Genomic DNA, 24,415 nt, shown 5'->3' with positions numbered 1-24,415 from the left:
ACCACAGAGCGATCAACTGCTCAGTCCCGCCACCACTCCGGTGGCCAGGGAGGAGGGCACGCCCGCCTCCTCCACTGTCGGCAGACCGTCGTTCACCGCTTCCGCCAGCGTGATCAGTATCTGCTCGTGCACACATGCCGGCGCCGGGGCCGACCGCGGTGAGGTGAAGACGCCCTCGTCCGACCGCGCTGCAGCAGCCGTATGCTCTCCCGGCGGACGGGGAAGCGAGCCGTTCCCGGATGCCCTGCACGGTGACCGCGTGCCGGGCGAGCACGACCAGCAGCCGGTAGCGGTCGGCGACGCCCCATACCGCCAGCACCGAGCAGGCCACCGCCTCCGCCGGATCCCCGACTCCCTCGCGGCCCGCCTCGTGCGGCCGCCACCTTCCCGCGTGCCGAACGCGCCAAGACGATCAGCCCTGTGGACCGCCACGGCCGGGCTCGCCATCGCCGTCGGCCGACTGGTGGCGATGGCGCTGCTGGAGAACCACGGCTGGTCGTCGACCCTCGTGGTTCGAGGGTGACGCCGGGATCGTCCTGGACCTTCGCCGGACGAATCCGGTGTCGCGTTCTTGATGCACGTGAACGAGAGCCCCGGCTGCGGACCGGAGGCCGCTGCGCGGTTCGCCCATGGCAAGGTTGGCCGGAGCGCGCGTCGTCCGGCTCACGTCCGGCTCACGTCCGGCCCAGGCGGGCCAGTACACGGCCGCTACCTCACTACACGAAGATTACTTCGCCGAAAAACCTCATCGCGATTCCCCGCGTGAGCGAATGTGGCGCCATCCAAAGTAGAGCACTCCCAGTGCTCCTCCAACAGCACCAGCGCCACACATAACTGTCGCCCATTGGGCCATGTCTCGTGTGATCCACAGCAAGCTCACTACGACCAGCGCTATGGAGAGCAGGAATCGCTCTCCATAGCTCGGGCCGCGGCGACCGGTTAGTCCCCGATGGCGCTGCACTTATATGTTACGCCCTTCATTTTGATGTCCCGGAACCCTACCTTCACCGTCACGTCAGCGGGGGCGATATCGCCACCGCCGCCACCGCCGCTGTTCTTTTTCCGGCAAGAATAACCGAGCGCCTCGAGCTTCTTGAGATCGCTCTTTGCCTGGTACTCCCTGTACGACTTGGTCATGGCTGCTCGTTTTTGCTCAGGCGTAGCGTTCTTCGCTTGCGAGTACAGGTAGCACCCGACGCTGGCGCCGATACCTACCACCGACGCTCCCTTGGCCAGTGCCTTGGTAAGGCCTGCCGCGCCGCTGCCGATCCCCATGACTGTGCAGATTTCATCAGCTCCGGCGCGAACGTCCGCCGGAGCTGCATATGCCGCCTGCGTGCCAATACCGAACATTGCGCCGGTCATGGCGAAGGCGATCGCGGTCGAAATCCCTTTGCTTCGTATGCTCACGAAGTCAATCCCCCATGTTCTGAAATTGCTTGGTCATTGCGAGGGTGACGCTATCAGTGAGGGTATGTGTATGCAATCGTATTTCGGTCGGATAGGGTTTTCCCTGACGAGGTCGACTCCGTGGAATCGGATGAATCCTATTCAATTCCACAGGCCGGGCATCTTGAGATGGCTGAGCGGGGCGGCCGGTCCCCGCGCGCGGCGATCAGCCGGGAGATCCGGTGCAACCGCTCGCCACCGACATCGCGTGGACGCGCGGGCGGGGCGAGGAGGCCAGCGGCCCCGTCGGGGCGCTGCTGCTCCTTTTGACGGGCCGGACGTACGCGGCGGTCCCGCACCTCCCCGGGCCTGTACCGGCCGGGAACTGAGTGGCCCCCTCGGCGGTCGTTGCCCTGACGTCGACGTCAAGGCATACCGTCGGCGTATGCGGATCGGAGAGCTGGCGGCGCGGGCCGGGACCACTACTCGGACGTTGCGGTACTACGAGGCGCGGGGGTTGTTGCCCGCGCGGCGGAGCGATGGGGGCACCTCCCGCTCGAGCGAAGCCGAGAGTGGGGGAGGGTATCGGTCGTACGACGAGGAGGGATCTGCGGCTGTTGCGGCAGATCCGGACGTTGCAGGACTTCGGGTTCGGCCTGGAGGAGACGCGGCCCTTGGTGGAGTGTCTGCGGGCCGGGCACCCGGAGGGTGACTCGTGCCCGGCGTCGCTCGCGGTCTATCGGCGCAAGTTGGTCGAGCTGGACGAGTTGATCGGGCAGCTGCAGTCCGTGCGGGCGCAGGTCGGGGCGCAGTTGGCGAGTGCGATGGGGGTCCCCCCGCTCGAGCGAAGTCGAGAGGGGGGAGGGCCCGGGAACAGCTGGCGGCCGGGGCGGAGGTTCCGGGTGGGCCGGAACCGGGGTGTGAACCGGGAGGGATCCACGGATGATCAGGGCAGCGGGTGTGGCCGAGGTGACCGACGCGGACTTCGCGGCGGAGGTGATCGGGGCGGAGCTGCCGGTGCTCGTGGAGTTCACCGCCGACTGGTGCCCGCCTTGCCGGCAGATGGGGCCGGTGCTGAGCGCTCTGGCCGCCGAGGAGGGCGAGCGGCTCAAGGTGGTGCAGCTGGACGTGGACACCAGTCCGATGACGACGAACGCGTACAAGGTGCTGTCCATGCCGACGTTCATGGTGTTCCGCGGCGGTGAGCCGGTGAAGGCGATGGTGGGGGCCTGGCCGAAGCGGAGGCTGTTGGAGGAGCTCGCCGAGGTTTTGTAATCCGCCCCCCGCTAACAAGAAATCCCCCGAGCAATTGCGCTCGGGGGATTTCCCTGCGTATATTTGATGGTTCGCGACTTCAAGGGGATTGAGTCGCGAGGAAGTTCAATGAGCACAGTATATCCGGGCGGGAGTGGAATTGTCAAACACCGACTTTCCAGATCGTGAAATGCGGCGTGAGCAGGAATTCGTCGACGGGTTGTACGCGCGTGTGGACGCGTTGCGCGGTGACGTCGAGACCTCCGTCACGGACGCGCTCGCCCAGGGCAACACGCCCATGCAGGCGCGGCTGGAGCGGGACATCCTGGTCGCCGAGCGCTCGGGGCTGCTGGCCGCGCTGAACGCCGTCGACGGCTCGCTGTGTTTCGGGCGGCTCGACCTCGCCGACGGGGCCGCGCATCACATCGGCCGGATCGGGCTGCGGGAGGACGACGCCGAGCGCACCCCGATCCTCATCGACTGGCGGGCCGACGTCGCCCGTCCCTTCTATCTGGCCACCGGCCACACCCCGATGGGGCTGCGCCGCCGTCGGCACATCACCACCTCGGGCCGCCGGGTCACCGCCCTGCACGACGAGATCCTCGACCTCGGCGACGAGACCCGCACCGGATACGAGGACCCCACCGGCGACGCCGTGCTGCTGGCCGCGCTCAACTCCGCCCGCACGGGCCGGATGGGCGACATCGTGCAGACCATCCAGGCCGAGCAGGACCGCATCATCCGCGCGCCACACCAGGGTGTGCTGGTCGTGGAGGGCGGCCCGGGCACCGGCAAGACGGCCGTCGCGCTGCACCGGGCCGCGTATCTGCTGTACGAGCAGCGGGAGTTGCTCGCCAAGCGCGCCGTCCTCATCGTCGGCCCCAACCCCGCCTTCCTCGGCTACATCGGCGAGGTGCTGCCCTCGCTGGGTGAGACGGGCGTGCTGCTCTCGACGGTCGGCGAGCTGTTCCCCGGCGTACGCGCCACTGCGACCGACACCCCGGAGGCCGCCCGGGTGAAGGGGCGCGCCGACATGGCCGAGGTGCTCGCCGCCGTCGTACGGGACCGGCAGGCGCTGCCCGACCCGGTGATCACGATCGAGCACGACCGGGAGGTCCTGATGCTCGACGACGACCTCGTACGGGTCGCCCGCGAGCGCACCCGCGAGGCGCGGCTCCCGCACAACGTGGCCCGCGAGCACTTCGAGGGCTACATCCTCAACACCCTCACCGACATGGTCGCCGAGCGCATCGGCACCGACCCCTATGACGGCTCCAATCTCCTCGACGCCTCCGACATCACCCAGATCCGCGACGAGCTGGCCGAGAACCCCGAGGTCTGGTCCGCGATCGACCAGTTGTGGCCGCGGATCACGCCGCGCCGGCTGATCGCCGACTTCCTCGCCGAGCCGGACGCGTATCTGCCTCAGGAGGACGCCGACGCCGTACGCCGTCCCGTCACGCGCGCGTGGACCGTCGCCGACGTGCCCCTCCTCGACGAGGCCGCCGAACTCCTTGGCGAGGACGACCGGCTCGCGCGGGCCCGAGTGGAACGGGAGCGGGAGACGCAGATCGCCTACGCGCAGGGCGTGCTGGACGTGTCGTACGCCTCCCGGACGTACGAGTTCGAGGACCGGGAGGGCAGTGATCCCGACGGCGACGGCTCCGAGGTGCTGTCCGCGCACGACATCATCGACGCCGAGCGGTTCGCCGAACGGCACGAGGAGGATGACCACCGCAGCGCGGCCGAGCGGGCGGCGGCCGACCGGACCTGGGCGTTCGGGCACATCATCGTCGACGAGGCACAGGAACTCTCGCCGATGGCCTGGCGGCTGCTGATGCGGCGCTCGCCGACCCGCTCGATGACCCTCGTCGGAGACCCGGCCCAGACGGCGGAGGCCGCGGGCGTCGGCTCGTGGGCCGACATCCTCGCCCCGTACGTCGAGGACCGCTGGGAGCACACCCGGCTCGGCGTCAACTACCGCACCCCCGCCGAGATCATGGAGGTCGCGGCCGGTGTCGTACGCGCCGAGGTGCCGGACTTCGAACCGCCGAGCTCGGTGCGGTCGACGGGCGTACGGCCCTGGGCACGGCACGCGGCCGCCCGGGAGCTGCCCGCCGAGGTCGCCAAGGCGGTAGCCGAACTCACCCCGGCCGAAGGGCGGCTCGCGGTCATCGCGCCGCGCGCACTGCACCGGGCGCTCGCCGCACGGCTGGACGGGGTGACGGCCGGGGCGGAGCCCGATCTGACCAGGACCGTCGTGCTCCTCGACCCCCGGCAGGCCAAGGGACTGGAGTTCGACTCGGTGCTCGTCGTCGAGCCGGGGCGCTTCGGTACGAGCGACCTGTACGTGGCGCTCACGCGGGCGACGCAGGCGCTGGGCGTCGTACACGCGGAGGGGCTGCCGCCGGCGTTGGGGGAGTCGTTGACGGTGACCTGATACCGAGTGCGGTGGGGAGCCGGCCGCGTCACCGTCACCACAGGTGCATCAGGGATCACCAAGCCGTAACAGTTCACGTCATCGTCACTGCTCGTGTATGTGTGATGCGGTATGCGTGTCGGTCATGGAAACTCATCCGTTCGCGGCCGCTCCGGCAGGCAGCCCCACGCTGGAATCACTGCCTGTCGAGCCGTTGCTGACCTCGGAGTTCGATGTGAACCCGGGCAGCGTCTACGAGCGACTGCGGAGTATGTACGGCCCGGTGGCGCCGGTGGGGCTGATGGGCGTGCCGGTGTGGCTGGTCCTCGACTACCGCGAGGTGCTGGAGGTCCTGCGCAACGACAGTGTCTGGCGGCGGGACGTACGGCACTGGCGGGCCCGGGCGGAGGGGCGACTGCCGCAGGACTGGCCGCTGCTCGCCGGGTACGAGGTCCGGCAGACCATGTTCTTCGACGACGACGAACACCGGCACGCCCGGCTGGCGTACCACTCGGCGATGCGGCCCTTCCAGGACGGGCACAGCCCCGAGGGGTGGGAGCTGCGGGCCGCCGTCGCGAAGTACGCCGACGAACTCATCGCCATGCTCGCGGCGGAGTCCGGCACGAGTGGCTTCGCCGATCTCGCGGCGCAGTACACCCGGCCGTTGCTCCTCATGGTCACGACCAAGCTGTTCGGGTGCCCCGTCGAACTGGGGGACGAGATGGTCATGGAAATGTGGCGGATGCTGGACGGCGGGCCGGACGCGGGCCCGGCGACCGAGCGGGCGCTGGGGGCCATGACCCGGCTGGCGGCGCATCGGCGCTTCCGTCCCGGGGAGGACCTGACCTCGTACATGCTGCTGGCCGACCCCTCGCTGAGCGATGAGCAGTTGGGCCGTGAGCTGTTCATGAACGCGGTCTATCTCAACGACATCACCGGGAACATGGTCTGCAACACCCTGCTGGAAGTGCTGCGCGGCAACGCGACCGTCCGGCGGAGTCTGTCGGCCGGGCAGATCGGCGAAACGGTCAACCGGGCGGCGCTGGTCAATCCGCCCACCGCCAACCTGTGCTTCCGGTTCGCGGCGCGTGATGTACGGCTGGGGAACTTCTGGATCAGGGGTGGGGACATCGTGTCGCCGTCCGTCGCGGCCGCGCACCGTGATCTGATCACCGCCGGGACCTCCCACCTCGTCGACTCCGCGGTCAGCACGCGGGCGCATCTCGCGTGGGGGGCCGGTCCGCATCAGTGTCCCAGTGCGGCGCGGGAGTTGGCGGGGACGATCGTGTCTACCGCGGTGGGGCGGGTGTTCGAGCACTTCGCCCGTGCGGAGCTCACTCTGCCGCTGGATCAGTTGCCCTGGCGGGCGGGGCCTGTGGTGCGTGGGCTGCGGCTGCTGCCGGTGCGGTATGAGTTGAGCGCGCATAGTCAGGCGGTGCGTGTGCCGCCCGCGCGGGGGAGCGATAACGCGGTGACCCCGGTCGCCCTCGCGGAGGCGGTGCCCTCGCGGCAGCCGAGTCGGTTGCTGGGGGCCTTGCGGAGGCTGATGTTCGGGGGGCGGAAGGCCGACTGACGGCTGCCGGGCACCTTTTCCGCCCCCGCCGCCCCTACCCGTCCCACCCCCAGGGGCGCTGCCCCTTCGACCCCGATCTGCGGCTGGGTGGGGGCTTGTCGCGCAGTTCCCCGCGCCCCTAAAAGGGGCGCGGGGAACTGCGCGAGCAACCACAAACAGCCCGCAGCCGCCAACCAACCCCATCTACCCGAGCTCTGATGCGGGGGTCGAAGGGGCGCAGCCCCTGGGGATGGGACGGGTAGGGGCGACGGGGGCGAGGAAACCTAGGCCGGGCGGAGCCAGGTCGTGGCCAGAGGGGGCAGGGTCAGGCGGATGCTGGCGGGGTGGGCGTGGTGGGGGTGGGGGTCCGGTTTTACCGTGTCGGGGGTGGTCACGTCGCTGCCTCCGTAGCGGGCGGCGTCCGTGTTGAGGATTTCCTGCCAGGCGGGGACGTCGTCGGGGACGCCGAGGCGGTAGTCCTGGCGGACGACGGGGCTGAAGTTGGAGACGGCGAGCAGAGGCGTGCCGTCGGCGTCGTAGCGGAGGAACGCCAGGATGTTGTCGTCCCCGGAGTCACCCGTGATCCATGAGAAGCCCGAGGGCTGGGTGTCCCGTTGCCAGAGGGCGGGGGTGCGGCGGTAGGTGGTGTTCAAGTCGCGGACCAGGTCGCGTACGCCCCGGTGGTCCGCCTCCGCACCGTACGCGGGATCGAGGAGCCACCAGTCCGGGCCGTGCGCCTCCGACCACTCCGCGCCCTGGGCGAACTCCTGGCCCATGAAGAGGAGTTGCTTGCCGGGGTGGGCCCACATGAAGCCCAGGTAGGCGCGGTGGTTGGCCCGCTGCTGCCACCAGTCGCCGGGCATCTTCGACACCAGGGACCGCTTACCGTGGACCACCTCGTCGTGGGAGATGGGCAGGACGTAGTTCTCGCTGTACGCGTACACCATCGAGAACGTCATCTCGTTGTGGTGGTACTTGCGGTGCACCGGCTCGCGCTGCATATAGCCCAGCGAGTCGTGCATCCAGCCCATGTTCCACTTCAGGCCGAAGCCCAGGCCCCCGAAGCCGCCCGGGCCCGCCACGTGCGTCGGGCGGGTCACGCCGTCCCAGGCCGTGGACTCCTCGGCGATCGTCACGACGCCCGGCACCCGCCGGTACACGGTCGCGTTCATCTCCTGCAGGAAGGCCACCGCGTCCAGGTTCTCCCGGCCGCCGTGCTCGTTCGGCGTCCACTGACCCGGCTCGCGCGAGTAGTCGAGGTAGAGCATGGAGGCCACGGCGTCCACCCTCAACCCGTCGATGTGGTACTCCTCGCACCAGTAAAGGGCGTTCGCCACAAGGAAGTTGCGCACCTCACGGCGCCCGTAGTCGAACTCCAGCGTTCCCCAGTCGGGGTGCGCGGCCCGCGCCGGGTCCTCGTGCTCGTACAGCGGACGCCCGTCGAACTCGGCCAGCGCCCAGTCGTCACGTGGGAAGTGGGCCGGCACCCAGTCCATGAGCACCCCGATCCCGGCCCGGTGCAGGGCGTCGATCAGGTACTTGAAGTCGTCGGGGGTGCCCAGACGGGCGGTGGGCGCGTAGAAGCCGGTGACCTGGTAGCCCCAGGAGCCGCCGAACGGGTGCTCGGCGACGGGCAGCAGTTCGACATGGGTGAAGCCGAGGTCGGAGACGTACGCCGGTAGCTGTTCGGCGAGTTGGCGGTAGGTCAGTCCCGGTCGCCAGGACGGCAGATGGACCTCGTAGACGGAGAACGGCGCCTCGTGCGCGGGGATCTCCGCCCGCCTCGTCATCCACTCCGCGTCGCCCCACTCGTACGTCGAGGTGTGGATGACGGAGGAGGTGTTGGGCGGAGCCTCCGTGCGGCGGGCCAGCGGGTCGGCCCGTAGGGTCTTCGAGCCGTCCGGCCGGGTGATCTCGAACTTGTACAGCTCGCCCTCGCCGATCCCGGGCACGAACAGCTCCCACACCCCGGACGAACCGAGCGCCCGCATCGGGAACCCGGAGCCGTCCCAGAAGTTGAAGGTCCCGGCCAGCCGTACGCCGCGCGCGTTCGGCGCCCACACGGTGAAGCGGGTGCCGGTCACCCCCTGGTGGGTCATCGGCTCGGCCCCGAGCGCCCGCCACAGCTCCTCGTGGCGCCCCTCGTTGATCAGATGCAGGTCCAGTTCCCCGAGCGCGGGCAGGAAACGGTACGCGTCCTCGGTCTCCTGCTCGCTCCCCTCGTACGAGATCAGCAGCCGGTACGACGCCGGCACCTCCCGCAACGGCAGCAACGCCGAGAAGAACCCGCCCCCGTCATCGTGCAACTCGGCCCGCAACGTCCCCACCACCACGCTCACCGCGAGCGCGTACGGCCGGAACGCCCGGAACACCACACCCCCGGGCGCCGGATGCGCCCCGAGCACGGCATGCGGCGCGTGATGCGTACCGGCAACGAGTCGCTCGCGATCATCGCCGTCCATGGCGGGGGAGAAGGCGGGTTCGGGGAGCGGTGACTCGTTGGCCGGGGGCTCGGGAACGGGCGGCTCGCCGCTTCGGGGTTGGGGAACCGTGCGCTCGGCGTCGGCCGGTGCCGGGACCACCGGGTCGGTTCCGGTCGTTCCGGAAGCAGGTGGGGCCGGTGGGGCCGGTGGGGCCGGTGGGGCCGGTGGGGCCGGTGGGACGGTCGGGGCCAGGGTCGCCTTCTCCGTCACCTTGCGCGGCTTCACCACCTTCGCCGTCTTCTTCGCGGCGGTCTTCTTGACCGTGCTCTTCTTGGCCACGGCCTTCTTGGCCACCGTCTTCTTGGTGGCCGCCGTCTTCGCCACGGTCTTCTCCGCGGCAGTCTTCTTGGCCACAGCCTTCTCCGCGGCAGCCTTCTTGGCAGGAGCCTTCTTGGCGGCGGCCTTCTTCACCGCGCCCGCGCCCTCGGCCACCTTCTTCGCCACGGCTTTGCCCGCTGTGGCTTTCTTCGCTGTTGCCGTGCCCCCGTCGGCCTTCTGCGCCGTCCTCGCCGTCTCGGCCGGCGTTGTCTTCTTCGCCGTTGTCTTCTTCGCCGTCGTCTTTTTCGCCGTCGCTTTCTTCGTCGCGGTTTTCGTCGCGGCCGTCTTCCTTGCGGCCGTCTTCTGCGCGGCCGTCTTCTTCGCCGGGGCGGGCCCCTCGGCGGCGGTGCTGCTGTTCTGCGTGCTGTCGTCGGACGGCGGGACGGGAGTCACAGGGACGGCCTCCTCGGCGGTACGGGGGATGTGCGACAGGTGGTCAGGGGATGTCGGTGCAGGGGTCGGTGGCGAGGCGGTGGACGGCGGCCAGCGGTACCGGTAGCCAGTCGGGGCGGTGACGGGCCTCGTAGACGACCTCGTACACCGCCTTGTCGGTCTCGTAGGCGCGCAGCAGTACGGGATCGGTGCGCGGATCGGTCCCGGCGACGTCCGCGTAGCCGGAGCAGTACGCGGCGCGGCAGGTGGAGGCCCAGTCGGTGGCGGGCGGTTGGAGGGAGTGGGCGGCGTAGTCGAAGGAGCGGAGCATCCCGGCGATGTCGCGGACGACGGGCTGCGGCATCCGGCGCTCGGCCAGCGGTTTCGACGGCTCGCCCTCGAAATCTATGAGCGACCACTCCCCGGAGGGGGAGCGCAGACACTGCCCGAGGTGCAGGTCGCCGTGGATGCGCTGGGCCGACCAGGTACGGCCCTCGGCGGCCAGGTCCGACAGCGCCTCGAACGCCGAGCGCAGGCCGGGCGCGTACGGACGGAGGGCGGGCACGGCCTGGGTGGCCGCCTCCAGCCGTTCCGTCATCCCCTCGACCAGCAGCTCCAGTTGGGGCCGCCCCAGCGTGGCCGTGGGCAGGGCCCGGGTCAGCGCGGTGTGCACCTCGGCGGTCGCCCGCCCCAGCGCCCGCGCCTCGGCGGCGAAGTCCTCGCCCTTGGCCAGCATGCTCAGCGCCAGCTCCCAGCCGTCCGCCGCGCCCTGGAGGAACGGTTGGAGCACCCCGAGGACATGCGTGCCGGGGTTGGCGTCCGAACCCAGGTCCGCCACCATCCAGGCCGCCGGCGCCGGCACCCGGGGGCACCCCTCGCGCGACAGCATCAGCGGCAGTTCGAGGTCGGGGTTGGCGCCGGACACGACTCGCCGGAACAGCTTGAGGATGAACGTATCGCCGTAGACGATCGAGGAGTTGGACTGTTCCGAGGTCACCAGACGCGGGACCAGGCCTTCCTGTATGTCGTGCCGCATGTCCCGTGAGAAGCGGAGATCGCCTATGCGCGTCTGCGACCGCAGGGCCTCCAGGAGCACGTCCGCGAGGCGCGGGTCGTGCAGCGCTTCGTACACCGTCCGCCCGGCCAGCGGCCCCTCGGCCACATGACCGATCAGGGCGGGTGCGAGCCGGGGCGGCAGGGCCGCGCGTACGCCGAGCAGAAGCTGGTAGCAGTCGCCGGGGCCGGGGTGGGCGGCGGCGCCCTGGGACGGCAGCAGCGGCTGGTGGGCGCGTACGAGGAGATGCAGCAGCCCCGCCTTCGCGCCGCTGCCCATCGGCAGCAGTTCCGTCCCCGCCACCAGACTGAACCCGGTGACGGGCCGCCCCTTCCCCGCGAACCAGCGCTGCCGCGGCAGCCACTCCCGCAGGAGCGGCTCCAGCGAGTGGAGCAGCCCGGGAGTCGGCTCCATGGCGGGCGGTGGAGCAGGACTTGTCGCAGTGGAGTGCGTGGCGGCTTCCGACATGGCGTCGCGTCCTTTCCCCGAGGGCGGGGGTTCCTGATTGCGTGCCCCGGGTGGGCCGGGAGAAACCGGCCCGGCCCACCCGGGGTTCCGGTGGGCTACACGGCGTCCTTCCGCAGGCGGAACCAGTAGAAGCCGTGGCCCGCGAGGGTGAGGAGATAGGGCAGCTCGCCGATGGCCGGGAAGCGCACGCCGCCGATGAGTTCGACGGGGTGGCGTCCTTCGTAGGCGCGCAGGTCGAGTTCGGTGGGCTGGGCGAAACGGGAGAAGTTGTTCACGCACAGCACCAGGTCGTCCTTGCACTCGCGGAGGAAGGCGAGGACGGCCGGGTTCGACGACGGGAGTTCGGTGTACGAGCCCAGGCCGAACGCCGGGTTCTGCTTGCGGATCTCGATCATGCGGCGGGTCCAGTGCAGCAGCGACGAGGGCGAGGACATCGACGCCTCGACGTTCGTCACCTGATAGCCGTAGACCGGGTCCATGATCGTCGGCAGGGACAGCCGTCCCGGATCGCAGGAGGAGAAGCCGGCGTTGCGGTCCGGGGTCCACTGCATGGGGGTGCGTACGGCGTCGCGGTCGCCGAGCCAGATGTTGTCGCCCATGCCGATCTCGTCGCCGTAGTAGAGGATCGGCGAGCCGGGAAGGGAGAGCAGGAGAGCCGTGAAGAGTTCGATCTGGTTGCGGTCGTTGTCGAGGAGTGGGGCGAGGCGGCGGCGGATGCCGATGTTGGCGCGCATACGCCGCAGGGGCCGTGTCTTTCAGGGGCGCGGGGCTGTATCGATATGCGGCTCCGCCGCGGGGCGCGACCAGCCACAACCCACCCGCACCCGCCCTACAACCCCACCCCCCGAGCTCTCCCGCGGCTCACTCACCCCGCACCCGCAGAATCACCTTGTTCACCGCCCACAAGCCGACCCCGATGGCCAAGAGAACCCCGGCACGGATGTACACGTCGGCCGGGCGGTCGGCGAGGGGGCTGGCCAGGGTCAGGGCCGTTACCGCGCCGAGGATCGGCAACACCGTCGGCGTCCGGAAGTGGGCGTGGTCGACGCGGTCCCGGCGCAGGACGAGGACCGCGATGTTGACGACGGCGAAGACGCAGAGAAGGAGGAACGCGGTGGTGTCGCCGAGGCCCTCGATCTCGCCGGTGGAGACCAGGCCGATGGCGAGGATGGTGACGAAGACGATGCCGACGACGGGGGTGCGGCGGCGGGGGAGCACGCGGGCCATGCCACGCGGCAGGATGCGCTCGTTGGCCATGCCGTAGCAGAGCCGCGAGGCCATCATGATGTTGATGAGCGCGGAGTTGGTGACCGCGAAGAGGGCGATGAGGGCGAAGAGCTTGTGCGGGAAGTCCACCCCGCCGGCCTTCACCACTTCGAGGAGCGGCCCGCTGGAACCCTCCAGGGTCCTGTGGTCGACGAGGAGGGACGAGACCAGGGCGACCAGGACGTAGATCGTGCCGGTCACCGCCACGCCGATGAAGATCGCGCGGGGGAACGTCCTGACGGGGTCCTTCGTCTCCTCGGCCATGTTCACCGAGTCCTCGAAGCCGACGAAGGCGAAGAAGCCGAGGGCCGTGGCGCCCAGGACGCTGGTGATCAGCGCGTACCCCGTGCCGCTCGCCTCGAACTCGGTGAGCCGGGACGGCTCCCCGTCGCCGCTGAGGACCGCCCACGCCCCGATCGCGAGGATGATCACCAGGCCGGTCAGCTCGACAAGGGTCAGGACCACGTTCGTCTTGACCGACTCGGAGACACCCCGCAGGTTCAGCGCGGCGAGCAGCACGATGAAGGAGATGGCGATGAGGGTGGGCGGCAGCGCGTCGTTCGTCAGCTCGCTCAGGTAGTCGCCGCTGAAGGCCCGTGCCGCGGCGCTCGCCGACGACAGGCCCGAGCACATCACCATGAAGGCGACGATGAACGTCAGGAACGGCAGCTTGAAGGCCTTCTGGGTGTAGAGGGCCGCCCCGGCCGCCTTCGGGTACTTGCCGACCAGTTCCACGTACGAGGCCGCCGTCAGGATCGCCACGACGAAGCCGATGACGAAGGGGAGCCACAGGGCTCCGCCGACCTTCCCGGCGACCTTGCCCGTCGTCGCGTAGATACCGGTGCCGAGGATGTCGCCGATCACGAAGAGGATCAGCAGCTTGGGGCCGAGCACGCGTTTGAGGCCGGTCTCCTCGGCGGGCGTCGGCGCTCCGGCGGTCGTTTCGGTGGTGGACATCAGAACCTCCCCCGATCGGTGATCCGACGGTGATCCGTCCGGGGGAGTTCTGCCCGGTCCCGGTCCGTGGATGCGTGGGCAACCGATTCTCAGAGCTTCACCAGAGGTTCGGAGGCACGGGCACGGCTCATGAGGCGCGGGAGGGGCTCGCGGGGCTCATGTGGTGCGTCGCAGGGCGCGGCGATCACGTGGTGCGTAGGGGGCGGGGCTCATGTGGTGCGTAGGGGGCGGGGCTCATGTGGTGCGCAGGGTCCGCTTGGCGAGTTCGTACGCCGGGAGCATCGCCTCGTGTTCGGCCGTGTCGAAGCCGCCGAGATGGACGACGACGGGGCCCGCGGGGGTGACGGCGATGAAGGCCCGCTCCTTCTTGGTCTCCTCCAGGACCTCGCTGGTGTAGAGGTACTGGACCTCGGCGCCGGAGACGTCGGAGTCCGAGGAGAAGTCGCTGTACCGCGCCTTGCTCGTGTTGCCCTCGGCCGCCACGAACTCCTTGAGCAGCGCCTCCGCGTCCTTCTCTGTCGCTCCGGCCTCGCCGGTCCAGACGCGGATGAAGCCGATGTTCCCGGCGGGCTTGGCGTCGATCTCGCACGCGGCGGTGAAGGGGCCCTGGTGGAGCAGACCTTCGGCCAGCTCCTCGGCGATCTCGTTCCCGCTCTCCACGGGCGCGGTATCGATGGCCTCCGGCTTCCACTTCGCGGCCGTGTCGAACGTGACCGGCAGTTCGCAGGCGGAACCGGCCGGGCCGACGGTGCCGCCGCTCTCGACGGCCTCGGTCGCTTCGGCCTGCCTGGCCGACTCGGAGGCGTTCACCGAGGGCGAGGACTCCGCGTCGCCCACCGTCGATTCCGAGCAGCCCGTCAGCAGCCCGGCCAGCAGGACCACCTGGGCCGGCACCCACCCTCTCACCGCTCTTCGCACAGCCGCCGTCTCCCTCTCTCCGTTCCGGCGGGACACGGTAGCGGAGGACCGGCCGAGGGTGATCGTACGGTTGTGCGGTTGCGGGCGGCGCCCCCGAGATGGGGGTGCGCCGCCCGATGGACGTCAGACCTCCAGTTCCGCCTCGATCTTCTTCAACTGGTGCCTGGCCATGGCCAGGTTGGCCCGCTTGGAGTCGAGGACCAGGTAGAGGAAGAGGCCGTTGCCGCCGCGGCCGGTGAGCAGCCGGAGCAGGTGGTACTGGTCGGACAGGGTGATCAGGATGTCCTCGATCTCGCCCTTGAGGCCGAGGTGTTCCATGGTGCGCAGTTTGGCGCGTACGACATCGGTGTTGCCGGCGGCGGCGACGGTGAGGTCGAAGCTCTTGCTGCCGCCGATCGTGCCCAGTGCCATGCCGCTGGTGTAGTCGACGAGGGCGGCGCCGGTCGCGCCCTCGATGGACGCGAGGGCCTCTTTCAACGCGGTCTCGGTGTTGGCCATGGTGTGCTGTTTCCTCTCAACTCTCACTGGTGGTACGTGCGTTGGCGTTGGGTGTGGTTCGTGGTGCGGTGCGGGGGGTGGGGGGACGGGGAGTGCGGCGGGGTGGGGTGGACCTGACCGTGGCCTTGGCCGGGGTCAGGGCCGTGGGGGTGGACATGGTGGTCGCCGAGCGGTCGGCGGGGCGTGGTGCCGCGGCCACGAGTTCGCCGATGCGGTGGCCGGCGCGGCGGCCCTCCAGGTGCAGTCGGCCCACGTTGACGCGGTCCTGGGCCAGCAGCGTCAGCACGGCGGAGGGGCCCGCCGCGTACGTCGCCACGTAGCCGTGTTCGCCACGCAGGAGCAGCTCGCGGAGGTCGCCGCTGCCGGTCGCGTCGGTCATGCGTACGGCGACACCCAGCGCGGCGGCGGTGAGGGCCGCCACGCTCTCCGCTTCCACGCCCGGGGTGTCGTGGGCGAGGACGAGCCCGTCCACGCTGGCCGCGAGCGCGCCGGTCAACTGGGGTATACGGGTCCTCAACCGGTGCAGTTCGTCCAGGACTTCGGCCTCCGCGGCCATGAGCGGTCTCCTCTCGGCGGGACGCTCCCGCTGCCGCTCAAAGGGCCTCCAGCGCATCCCTGAGCCTTTGCAGTAGGGCGATGTCGGGGTCGGTGACGGTGAGCGGCCAATGGTGGGTGGGGGCTGGTGCTTCGTCGCCGGGTGCGGGTTCGGCGGTATTCGATGGCGCGGTCGATATCAGCCCCGCTGCCGCCAAGCGGCGTATGTCCACCAGGGTGTGGAAGGTGGGGCGGCCCAGGGTCAGGGAGATGTCGGCTGCCGTGCGGAAGCCGTTGACCTGGCCGAGTACGGCTTCCTGGCGGGCCGGGACCGGTGGGACGGCGAGGCCGACCGTTCTGATCAGCGGGGCGTCGTCCGTCGCCGGGTCGGGCCAGATGCGGTGCAGCAGGTCGCGGCGGCGCAGCGCCTCACGCTCCACCGTGGCCACCGGCACCGGGCGGATCGGCCCGAGCCAGTGGGCGGCCCCGTACCGGAAGCTGGCCGGAGCGCTGCTCGGGCCGAGCACGAAGTACGCGGCGTCGAACAACGCCCCCGAGTGGCACAGCTCCAGCGCGCCGCGGGCGACCCGGCCGCTGTCGACGAGGAACCGCCCGACCCGCAGCCCGGCCCCGGCCGTGTCGACCGCCTCGCGCCAGCCCTCGGAGTCGAGGATGCCGCCGGTGGTGAGCAGCACGTCGAGGCCCGGGGACCGGGGGCTCTCGGCGTGCACGACCTCGCCGTCGGACAGATACAGCGAGCCGCACTCCCGCAGGAGTACGCCGGTGGCACGCTCGGCGGCGAGCCGCTTCAGCATGGGCGAGACGGCGTGGCGTGCCTGGGCCCCACGCATGGGCAGCTGGGGCGCGGGTGTGGTGATCACGCTCATGTCAGCACCAGCCGTCCCGCCATCTCGCCGAGCCGGATCCGGGCCAGCGCGAGGTTGCCGTCGGTACGGGCCAGCCACAGATGCAGGAACACACTGCTGTCGAACGTCGTCCGCACGAACCGCAGCACGTGGTACGTGTCCCGGTTGCTGACGATCAGGTCCTCGACCGGCAGGCCGGCCCCGGACCAGTCGGAACCCTCCTCCGGCGCGAACGCCCGGTGCTCCGCCGCGAGCCGGGCCAGTTCCGCGGCCTCGGCCGCCGTCGTCTCATGGTCACCGCCGGGTGCCTCCCCGACCGTGCCCAGTGCCAGTCCGCTGGTCCAGTCGACCACCGCGGCGCCCAGGGCACCGGGCAGCCTCATGGCCTCCACCAGACACTCGTCGATTCCGGGCACCGTGGCTCCCCTCCTGCCTGCGGTTCGGCTGAGTGACACAGACGCTACGCAACGTGTGCGCGAGGAGTGAGGAATCTGGCATTTTCCAGCGGAACATGCCGACGCATGACTAAGGTGGGTCGACTTGACTGGTTTTCAGGCGGGTTGAGGCCCGCATAAAGTGCCGACGCGCTGAGGTGGGGATATGCGGTCGAACCGCATGGCGGCGGTCGGACGCGACGCCGACCCTCACCCATTCTGGGGGGCTTGAGGGGCGCGCAAATGAGAGCGCTTGGCACTCCCGAGTGCCCCCATCACCTAGGGACGCGGGGAACTGCGCGACAAGCCACGAACAACACACAGGCCGCCACGCGACAGTCCCCCCGAGCTCTGAGGCGCCCGTCAAAGCCCCAGAAGCCCCGACATCTCCCCTCCGCCCGCCTCCGCCACGATCTCCTCCGCGGTCTGCGGCGCCCGTACCATCGCGAACCGCATCTCCCCCTCGCCGGGGGCGTACCCATAAATCCCGGGCCGAGGCAGAGAGTTGTACGCATAGTGATGCGCGAAGTAGTACGCGCCGGTGTCCAACGCGGCCGCGTAATCCCCCGGCTCGAACAGCGGCAACGCCCGCTCCTCCGCCAGCAGATCCCCCGCGAAGCAGGCGGGCCCGGCCACGTCCTGCACCACCGGCGGCCCCTCCTTGGCGCGCCCCTTCCCGTCGTACGCGACGATCCGCAGCGGCCACGACCCCGGCGCGTACACCGTCCGCGTCGCCACCTGCACGCCCGCGTGGGTGACCGCGATGGGCCGTCCGCCGGAGCGCTTCGTGTACTCCACCCGCGCGAGAACCGTCCCGTGCTTCGCGAGCAACGACCGCCCGAACTCGGTGACCAGCCCGTACCGCCCGTCGAACAGCCCCGGCACCGCCTCCGCCAGCAGCCCCGCGTACTGCGCGTACGTCGGTGTCGCCGCCTCCGACGCGAAGTTCACCGGCAGCCCGCCGCCGATGTCGATCGTGTCGATCTGTTGCCGCCCGATCCGCCGGTTGATCTCCTCGGCCAGCTCGTACGTCTCGGTGATCCCCCGCGTCATCAGTGAGAGCGGCATGCCCTGCGAGCCGGTGTGCGCGTGCAGCCGGCTCAGCCAGGGCCGGTCCAGATACGCCCGTACGACCCACTCCCGGGCGCCCTCGTCCCGTAGCGCGATCCCGAACTTCGACGTGGCCGTCGCCGTGGACAGCGCGTCGATCGTGCCGCCGCCGACCTGCGGGTTCACCCGGATGCCGAGCGGGGAGCGGGTGGTGGCCGACCGTACGAGCGCGTCGATGCGGTCCAGCTCCTGCGGATTGTCCGCGTTGACCGCGATACCCAGCGCCAGCGCCTCCCGCAGCTCGGCCGGGGTCTTGGCGGGGGAGTCGAGCACCGTCTGTTTCGGTGACACCCCGGCCGCCCGCGCCAGGGCCAGCTCCCCGGCGCTCGCCACCTCCGCGCCGATCCCCGCCTCGCGCAGCAGCCGCAGTACCGGTACCAGCGGCGTCGCCTTCACCGCGAACGCGTGCAGTACGGGCGTGCCGGGCGCCGTCACCGCGTCGAACGCCCTCCGCAACGCCGCCGCCGAGGCCCGGATCCCGGTGACGTCCAGCAGGCCGACGACCGGGCTGCCGGGGCCGACCAGCCCCTGCTCCACGGCCGCCCGCACGGCGTCGTCCCGCCGGGTGGCGCGGCCCTCGTCGGTGTCGAACAACCGGTCTCCCATCTCGTCCCCCGTGGTCGTGTCGTTCCCAAAGCCGGTACGGCCAGTGTGTCCAGCCAAACACCCGAGGCGCGCCGTCGCGGGCCGTACGGCCGTATTGACTAGCTCTATTCATCAAGTCAGGATGTGAATAGTTGCTGTAAAGCGAGGAGGCAGACCCGTGTCAGGACCCCGCCCCGTCCAAGCGCCGCGCGGTACGGAACTGAGTGCCCTGGGCTGGCAGCAGGAAGCCGCCCTGCGCATGCTGCAGAACAACCTCGATCCCGAGGTCGCCGAGCACCCCGACAAGCTCGTCGTCTACGGCGGCACGGGCAAGGCCGCCCGTGACTGGCGCTCCTTCGACGCGATGGTCCGTACGCTGCGGACGCTGAAGCAGGACGAGACGATGCTGGTCCAGTCGGGCCGGCCGGTCGGTGTCATGCAGACCCACGAGTGGGCCCCGCGCGTCCTCATCGCCAACTCCAACCTCGTCGGCGACTGGGCGAACTGGGAGGAGTTCCGCCGCCTGGAACAGCTCGGCCTCACCATGTACGGGCAGATGACCGCCGGCTCCTGGATCTACATCGGCACCCAGGGCATCCTCCAGGGCACGTACGAGACGTTCGCCGCCGTCGCCGCCAAGAAGTTCGACGGCACACTCGCCGGGACGATCACCCTCACCGCCGGCCTCGGCGGCATGGGCGGCGCCCAGCCGCTCGCCGTGACGATGAACGACGGTGTCGCGATCTGCGTCGACTGCGACCCGCGGGCGATCGAGCGCCGTATCGAGCACCGGTACCTCGATGTGAAGGCCGACTCGCTGGACCACGCCCTCCAGCTGGCGGTGGAGGCGCGTGACGCCCGCCGTCCGCTCTCCATCGGCGTCCTCGGCAACGCCGCCGAACTCGTCCCGCAGCTCCTCGCGATGGGCGCCCCCATCGACATCGTCACCGACCAGACCTCCGCCCACGACCCGCTGTCGTACCTGCCGTTGGGGGTGGACTTCGACGACATGGCGTCCTACGCGGCGAAGGACCCCGCCGGGTTCACCACCCGGGCCCGGGAGTCCATGGCCAAGCACGTCGAGGCCATGGTCGGCTTCCTGGACGCCGGTGCCGAGGTCTTCGACTACGGCAACTCCATCCGGGGCGAGGCCCAACTCGCCGGATACGAGCGGGCGTTCGCTTTCCCCGGCTTCGTCCCGGCATACATCCGGCCGCTGTTCTGCGAAGGCAAGGGGCCCTTCAGGTGGGCGGCCCTTTCCGGCGACCCCGCCGACATCGCCAAGACCGACCGGGCGATCCTCGACCTCTTCCCCGAGAACGAATCCCTTCACCGGTGGATCAAGATGGCCGGCGAGCGGGTGCACTTCCAGGGGCTTCCGGCGCGTATCTGCTGGCTCGGGTACGGGGAGCGGGACAAGGCGGGCGAGCGGTTCAACGACATGGTGGCTAGCGGTGAGCTGGCCGCGCCGCTGGCGATCGGGCGCGACCACCTCGACTGCGGGTCCGTCGCCTCTCCCTACCGTGAGACCGAGGCCATGCTCGACGGCTCCGACGCGATCGCCGACTGGCCGCTGCTGAACGCGATGGTCAACGTGGCGTCGGGGGCGTCCTGGGTCTCCCTCCACCATGGGGGTGGCGTGGGCATGGGGCGGTCCATCCACGCCGGTCAGGTGACTGTCGCCGACGGCACGAAGCTGGGCGGGGAGAAGATCCGGCGGGTGCTCACCAATGACCCCGGGATGGGTGTGATCCGGCATGTCGACGCCGGGTACGACATCGCGGAGTCCGTGGCCGACGAGCGGGGGGTTCGGGTGCCGATGCGTGAAGGTGACCCGGCGTGACCCAGGACGGCAACTCTCCGGTGAGGGGCGACGTCTCGTCGCCGACTGCGGGCCCGGCTGTGCCCACCCTCCCCCACCCTCAACTTCGTTCGAGCGGGGGGACCCCCATCGCCCCGCGGAACGACTGCCCACAGCCTGAAGAACGGGGCGATGGTTCTGGCGGTGCCTCCTTTCATGAGATGTGGCGGGAGCTTCGGCCCGTAGGGCGGCACCCCGAATCCGGTGGTTATCGGCGGTTCGCCTGGACCGGGGCCGATGCCGAGTGTCGGGCCTGGTTCGAGCAGCAGGCCCGGAGCCGGGGGCTGGGCTATGAGGTGGACCGGAACGGGAATCAGTGGGCCTGGCTCGGGGATCCGGAGCAAGGGGATGCGGTTGTCACCGGGTCGCACCTCGACTCCGTTCCCGATGGCGGTGCCTTTGACGGGCCCCTCGGTGTCGTGTCCTCCTTCGCCGCGGTTGATGAACTGCGGGCCAGGGGTGCCCGGCTCGACAAGCCGCTCGCCGTCGTCAACTTCGGGGATGAGGAAGGCGCGCGGTTCGGGCTGGCCTGCGTGGGCTCGCGGCTCAGCGCCGGGCGGCTCACCGTCGAGCAGGCGTGGCGGCTGACCGACGGGGACGGGGTGACGCTGCCGCAGGCCATGGAGGCCGCCGGTTACGACCCGGAGGGCATCGGGGCCGACCCGGAGCGACTCGCGCGGATCGGCGCGTTCGTCGAGCTGCACGTCGAGCAGGGGCGGGCGCTGGATCTGTCCGGGGACGCAGTCGGGATCGCCAGTGCCATCTGGCCGCACGGGCGGTGGCGGTTCGACTTCCGGGGTGAGGCGAACCACGCCGGAACGACCCGGCTCGTCGACCGGCGGGACCCCATGCTGTCGTACGCGGAGACCGTCCTCGCGGCCCGGCGCGAGGCGAGGCTCGCCGGGGCCGTCGCCACCTTCGGCAAGATCTCCGTCGAGCCGAACGGCGTCAACGCCATACCCTCCCTCGTCCGCGGCTGGCTCGACTCCCGCGCCGAGGACCAGGAGACGCTGGACGTCGTTGTCGGCGCCATCGAGGAAGCGGCCCGTGAGCATGCCCGGGCCAACGGGGTCGAACTCGATGTCGTCCGCGAGTCCTTCACCCCCGTCGTCGAGTTCGAGCACGCCCTGCGGGACGAGATCGCCCGCATCCTGGGCCGGGAAGCCGACCTGAAGGTGCCGGTTCTCGGGACCGGGGCCGGACACGACGCCGGGATCCTCTCCGGACGCGTCCCGACCGCCATGCTGTTCGTGCGCAACCCCACGGGCGTCTCGCACTCCCCGGCCGAGCACGCCGCAGAGGACGACTGCCTGGCCGGGGTGACCGCGCTCGCCGACGTACTGGAAGGGCTGGCCCGCAGGTGACGGAGACGACCTACTGGCTCGAACACGCCTGGCTCGGCACGCATGTCGAGCCAGGCGTGACCCTGACTGTGGCCACCGAGGGCAGCGACCACGCCGGCCGCATCACCGCCGTGCACACCGACACCCCCACCCCGCCGCCCGGCGCGGAAGTCCTGCGCGGGCTCACGATCCCCGGACTCGCCAACGCCCACAGTCACGCCTTCCACCGGGCCCTGCGCGGCACCGTCCAGGTCGGCTCCGGCACCTTCTGGACCTGGCGCGAGGTCATGTACCAGGTCGCGGACCGGCTGACCCCGGACACGTACCACGCCCTCGCCCGCGCGGTGTACGCCGAGATGGCCCTCGCCGGCATCACCTCCGTAGGCGAGTTCCACTATGTGCACCACGCCCCCGGCGGCACCCCCTACGCCGACCCCAACGCCATGGGTGAGGCGCTCATCGAGGCCGCCGCCGAGGCCGGGATCCGGATCACCCTCCTCGACACGGCCTACCTCTCCGCCGGCTTCGGACCGGCACCCGATCAGCACCAGGCGCCCAACCACCACCAGCTCCGCTTCTCCGACGGCACGGCGGAGGCGTGGGCGGAACGCTGTTCAGTTCTCAAGGACCGGGATCACGCGCGGATCGGTGCGGCCGTCCACTCCGTACGGGCCGTGCCAGCCGGGCAGTTGGCGACGGTGGCGCGGTGGGCTCAGGAGCGGCGGGCCCCGCTGCATGTGCACCTCTCGGAGCAGACGGCGGAGAACGACGCCTGCCAGGCGGCACATGGCTGCACACCCACCCAACTCCTCGCCGAACACGGGGTGTTGGGGCCGAAGACGACGGGCGTGCACAACACCCACCTCACCGACACCGACATCGCCCTCCTCGGCGACAGCGGCACCGGCACCTGTATGTGCCCCACCACCGAACGCGACCTCGCCGACGGCATCGGTCCCGCCGTAGCCCTGCAACGGGCGGGCTCGCCGCTCTGCCTCGGCTCCGACAGCCACGCCGTCGTCGACCTCCTCGAAGAGGCGCGCGCGATGGAGCTGAACGAGCGGCTGCGCACCCGTACACGGGGTCACTGGCCGGCGGCGGCCCTTCTGCGGGCGGCCTCGGCCGACGGCCACGCGGCCCTCGGCTGGGACGAGGCGGGCACGCTGGAACCGGGCGCGCTCGCCGACTTCACGACGATCGCGCTCGACTCGGTCAGGACGGCAGGCCCGCTTCCACGGCTCGGCGCGGAGACGGCTGTATTCGCCGCGTCGGCAGCAGACGTGCGCCATACGGTCGTGGGCGGTCGACACGTCGTATGGGACGGGGCGCACGCCCTCGTACCGGATGTGCCGAAAGCCCTCGCGGACGCCGTCGCGGCACTGCGCGGATGACCTCACCCCTGTCGCCCCCCGACCCGGACCCGGACCCGGACCCGGACCCGGACCCGGACCCGGATCCCGCCCCCACCGCCGACCAGGCCACCAAGGACGCCATGAGCAGCCCGACGACCGTCAGCCCCGCCAACTCCGCGAGCACCGCCAGCACGCTCATCACCAACATCGCTGCCCTGGTCACGAACGACCCCTCCCTCGGCGACAGATCCCCCCTCGGACTGATCCAGGACGCGGCCGTCGTCATCGACGGTGAACGCATCGCGTGGACCGGTGATCAAAGCAAAGCACCCGCCACTGACAATCGGGTCGACGCCGGTGGCCGGGCGGTGATCCCGGGCTTCGTGGACTCCCACTCCCACCTCGTCTTCGCGGGCGACCGGACCGCCGAGTTCAACGCCCGCATGTCCGGCCGCCCTTACAGCGCCGGCGGCATCCGCACCACGGTCGCCGCCACCCGTGCCGCGAGCGACGACGAACTGGAGGCGAACCTCACCCGTTACCTCCGCGAGGCCCTCCGCCAGGGCACCACCACCTTCGAGACGAAGTCCGGCTACGGCCTGACCGTCGAGGACGAGGCCCGGGCTCTGCGCATCGCCGCCCGGCACACGGACGAGGTGACCTACCTCGGCGCCCACATCGTGTCCCCCGACTACACCGACGACCCCGCCGCCTACGTGGCCCTGGTCACCGGCGAGATGCTCGACGCCTGTGCCCCGTACGCCCGTTGGGTCGACGTCTTCTGTGAGAAGGGCGCCTTCGACGGCGACCAGGCCCGCGCGATCCTCACGGCCGGCAAGGCGAAGGGCCTGCACCCGCGCGTTCACGCCAACCAGCTGTCGTACGGGCCGGGCGTGCAACTCGCCGTCGAGCTGGACGCCGCGAGCGCGGACCACTGCACCCACCTCACCGACGCCGACGTGGAGGCCCTCGCCGGCAGTCGTACGGTCGCCACGCTGCTGCCCGGCGCAGAGTTCTCCACCCGCGCCGAGTGGCCGAACGCCCGCCGGTTGCTCGACGCGGGCGTGACCGTCGCCCTCTCGACCGACTGCAATCCGGGGTCGTCCTTCACCTCGTCCGTCCCGTTCTGCGTCGCGCTCGCGGTGCGGGACATGGGGATGACCCCGGACGAGGCGGTCTGGTCGGCGACGGCCGGGGGCGCGCGGGCGCTCCGCCGCGACGACATCGGCCGCCTCACGCCGGGCGCGTACGCCGACCTGCTGCTCCTGGACGCGCCCAGCCACGTCCATCTCGCCTACCGGCCGGGAGTTCCCCTGGTCACGGGCGTGTGGCGGCGCGGGGCGCGCGTGGTCTGATCAGGGGAACCTGGAGCTCCAGGGGAT

The 24,415-nt window shown here is 70.6% G+C and carries 19 protein-coding genes and 2 pseudogenes; 10 read left to right on the top strand and 11 right to left on the bottom strand.

Features of this window, described 5'->3' with window-relative positions; translation table 11 throughout:
* Positions 1 to 259 precede the first annotated feature (259 nt).
* A complete protein-coding gene (locus CES90_RS52080; RefSeq protein ID WP_189785867.1) occupies positions 260 to 523 on the top strand; it encodes a hypothetical protein in 264 nt (87 codons plus the stop codon).
* Positions 524 to 939: 416 nt separating this feature from the next.
* On the opposite strand, the gene CES90_RS31465 is transcribed toward CES90_RS52080, so the two are convergent.
* Entirely contained in the window at positions 940 to 1,410 is a 471-nt protein-coding gene (locus CES90_RS31465) for a hypothetical protein (RefSeq protein ID WP_229914154.1), read from the bottom strand.
* 221 nt (positions 1,411 to 1,631) lie between these two features.
* On the opposite strand from CES90_RS31465, the gene CES90_RS31460 reads away from it, so the two are divergent.
* The 5 genes and pseudogenes from CES90_RS31460 (at position 1,632) to CES90_RS31440 (ending at position 6,635) form a co-directional block, all read left to right on the top strand.
* Positions 1,632 to 1,778, top strand: a complete 147-nt coding sequence (locus tag CES90_RS31460) for a hypothetical protein (RefSeq protein WP_189785806.1) — start codon at positions 1,632 to 1,634, stop codon at positions 1,776 to 1,778.
* 56 nt (positions 1,779 to 1,834) lie between these two features.
* A pseudogene (locus tag CES90_RS31455) lies at positions 1,835 to 2,335 on the top strand (MerR family transcriptional regulator).
* Positions 2,336 to 2,349: 14 nt separating this feature from the next.
* Positions 2,350 to 2,664 carry a thioredoxin family protein gene (locus CES90_RS31450; protein ID WP_189785860.1) on the top strand — a complete coding sequence of 105 codons (315 nt, stop codon included), beginning with the start codon at positions 2,350 to 2,352 and terminating at the stop codon, positions 2,662 to 2,664.
* Between the two features lie 169 nt (positions 2,665 to 2,833).
* Positions 2,834 to 5,083 (top strand): HelD family protein, encoded by a 2,250-nt coding sequence (locus CES90_RS31445; RefSeq protein WP_189785805.1) that lies wholly within the window; start codon positions 2,834 to 2,836, stop codon positions 5,081 to 5,083.
* A gap of 124 nt (positions 5,084 to 5,207) precedes the next feature.
* Positions 5,208 to 6,635, top strand: coding sequence for a cytochrome P450 (locus CES90_RS31440; protein ID WP_189785804.1), 1,428 nt, complete (start codon positions 5,208 to 5,210; stop codon positions 6,633 to 6,635).
* A 263-nt stretch (positions 6,636 to 6,898) separates the two neighbouring features.
* Here CES90_RS31440 and glgB read toward each other — a convergent pair whose 3' ends face one another.
* From glgB to CES90_RS31390, 10 genes and pseudogenes are all read right to left on the bottom strand, one after another.
* The gene (gene glgB / locus CES90_RS31435; RefSeq protein ID WP_189785803.1) at positions 6,899 to 9,808 is read right to left on the bottom strand and encodes a 1,4-alpha-glucan branching enzyme; all 2,910 of its coding nucleotides are present in this window, start codon (positions 9,806 to 9,808) and stop codon (positions 6,899 to 6,901) included.
* Positions 9,809 to 9,851: 43 nt separating this feature from the next.
* Positions 9,852 to 11,309, bottom strand: coding sequence for a maltokinase N-terminal cap-like domain-containing protein (locus tag CES90_RS31430; RefSeq protein WP_189785802.1), 1,458 nt, complete (start codon positions 11,307 to 11,309; stop codon positions 9,852 to 9,854).
* Positions 11,310 to 11,404: 95 nt separating this feature from the next.
* Positions 11,405 to 12,046 (bottom strand): annotated as a pseudogene (locus tag CES90_RS31425) (alpha-glucosidase C-terminal domain-containing protein); the annotation flags it as partial.
* Between the two features lie 124 nt (positions 12,047 to 12,170).
* Entirely contained in the window at positions 12,171 to 13,532 is a 1,362-nt protein-coding gene (locus CES90_RS31420) for an APC family permease (RefSeq protein WP_189782740.1), read from the bottom strand.
* A 234-nt stretch (positions 13,533 to 13,766) separates the two neighbouring features.
* The gene (locus CES90_RS31415; protein ID WP_229913783.1) at positions 13,767 to 14,426 is read right to left on the bottom strand and encodes a lipoprotein; all 660 of its coding nucleotides are present in this window, start codon (positions 14,424 to 14,426) and stop codon (positions 13,767 to 13,769) included.
* A 147-nt stretch (positions 14,427 to 14,573) separates the two neighbouring features.
* Positions 14,574 to 14,948 carry a roadblock/LC7 domain-containing protein gene (locus CES90_RS31410; protein ID WP_189782738.1) on the bottom strand — a complete coding sequence of 125 codons (375 nt, stop codon included), beginning with the start codon at positions 14,946 to 14,948 and terminating at the stop codon, positions 14,574 to 14,576.
* A 16-nt stretch (positions 14,949 to 14,964) separates the two neighbouring features.
* Positions 14,965 to 15,504, bottom strand: coding sequence for a roadblock/LC7 domain-containing protein (locus CES90_RS31405; RefSeq protein WP_189782737.1), 540 nt, complete (start codon positions 15,502 to 15,504; stop codon positions 14,965 to 14,967).
* Between the two features lie 37 nt (positions 15,505 to 15,541).
* Positions 15,542 to 16,369, bottom strand: coding sequence for a hypothetical protein (locus CES90_RS31400; protein WP_373313324.1), 828 nt, complete (start codon positions 16,367 to 16,369; stop codon positions 15,542 to 15,544).
* Positions 16,366 to 16,764 (bottom strand): hypothetical protein, encoded by a 399-nt coding sequence (locus tag CES90_RS31395; RefSeq protein WP_189782736.1) that lies wholly within the window; start codon positions 16,762 to 16,764, stop codon positions 16,366 to 16,368. Before CES90_RS31395 ends, CES90_RS31400 begins: the two co-directional genes overlap by 4 nt.
* 381 nt (positions 16,765 to 17,145) lie before the next feature.
* Positions 17,146 to 18,498, bottom strand: coding sequence for a type III PLP-dependent enzyme domain-containing protein (locus tag CES90_RS31390; RefSeq protein WP_189782735.1), 1,353 nt, complete (start codon positions 18,496 to 18,498; stop codon positions 17,146 to 17,148).
* Between the two features lie 157 nt (positions 18,499 to 18,655).
* On the opposite strand from CES90_RS31390, the gene hutU reads away from it, so the two are divergent.
* From hutU to hutI, 4 genes are all read left to right on the top strand, one after another.
* A complete protein-coding gene (hutU, locus tag CES90_RS31385) occupies positions 18,656 to 20,320 on the top strand; it encodes a urocanate hydratase (protein ID WP_189782734.1) in 1,665 nt (554 codons plus the stop codon).
* Between the two features lie 179 nt (positions 20,321 to 20,499).
* Positions 20,500 to 21,702 (top strand): allantoate amidohydrolase, encoded by a 1,203-nt coding sequence (locus tag CES90_RS31380; protein WP_189782733.1) that lies wholly within the window; start codon positions 20,500 to 20,502, stop codon positions 21,700 to 21,702.
* Positions 21,699 to 23,072, top strand: a complete 1,374-nt coding sequence (locus tag CES90_RS31375) for a formimidoylglutamate deiminase (protein WP_189782732.1) — start codon at positions 21,699 to 21,701, stop codon at positions 23,070 to 23,072. Before CES90_RS31380 ends, CES90_RS31375 begins: the two co-directional genes overlap by 4 nt.
* A complete protein-coding gene (hutI, locus tag CES90_RS31370) occupies positions 23,069 to 24,388 on the top strand; it encodes an imidazolonepropionase (RefSeq protein ID WP_189782731.1) in 1,320 nt (439 codons plus the stop codon). Before CES90_RS31375 ends, hutI begins: the two co-directional genes overlap by 4 nt.
* Positions 24,389 to 24,415: the final 27 nt, after the last annotated feature.

The sequence above is a fragment of the Streptomyces capitiformicae genome (assembly GCF_002214185.1).
Lineage (GTDB): Bacteria > Actinomycetota > Actinomycetes > Streptomycetales > Streptomycetaceae > Streptomyces > Streptomyces capitiformicae.
The sequence above is the reverse complement of the archived record's forward strand: the minus strand, read 5'-3'. Positions and strand labels throughout refer to the sequence as shown.

What these genes read in the sequence shown, in the direction of transcription:
- CES90_RS31410 (WP_189782738.1), bottom strand. Translation starts at nt 14,948, where the DNA reads ATGGCCAACACCGAGACCGCGTTGAAAGAGGCCCTCGCGTCCATCGAG.
- CES90_RS31445 (WP_189785805.1), top strand. Translation starts at nt 2,834, where the DNA reads ATGCGGCGTGAGCAGGAATTCGTCGACGGGTTGTACGCGCGTGTGGAC.
- CES90_RS31380 (WP_189782733.1), top strand. Translation starts at nt 20,500, where the DNA reads ATGTGGCGGGAGCTTCGGCCCGTAGGGCGGCACCCCGAATCCGGTGGT.
- CES90_RS31440 (WP_189785804.1), top strand. Translation starts at nt 5,208, where the DNA reads ATGGAAACTCATCCGTTCGCGGCCGCTCCGGCAGGCAGCCCCACGCTG.
- CES90_RS31390 (WP_189782735.1), bottom strand. Translation starts at nt 18,498, where the DNA reads ATGGGAGACCGGTTGTTCGACACCGACGAGGGCCGCGCCACCCGGCGG.
- CES90_RS31430 (WP_189785802.1), bottom strand. Translation starts at nt 11,309, where the DNA reads ATGTCGGAAGCCGCCACGCACTCCACTGCGACAAGTCCTGCTCCACCG.
- CES90_RS31420 (WP_189782740.1), bottom strand. Translation starts at nt 13,532, where the DNA reads ATGTCCACCACCGAAACGACCGCCGGAGCGCCGACGCCCGCCGAGGAG.
- CES90_RS31400 (WP_373313324.1), bottom strand. Translation starts at nt 16,369, where the DNA reads ATGAGCGTGATCACCACACCCGCGCCCCAGCTGCCCATGCGTGGGGCC.
- CES90_RS31405 (WP_189782737.1), bottom strand. Translation starts at nt 15,504, where the DNA reads ATGGCCGCGGAGGCCGAAGTCCTGGACGAACTGCACCGGTTGAGGACC.
- hutI (WP_189782731.1), top strand. Translation starts at nt 23,069, where the DNA reads ATGACCTCACCCCTGTCGCCCCCCGACCCGGACCCGGACCCGGACCCG.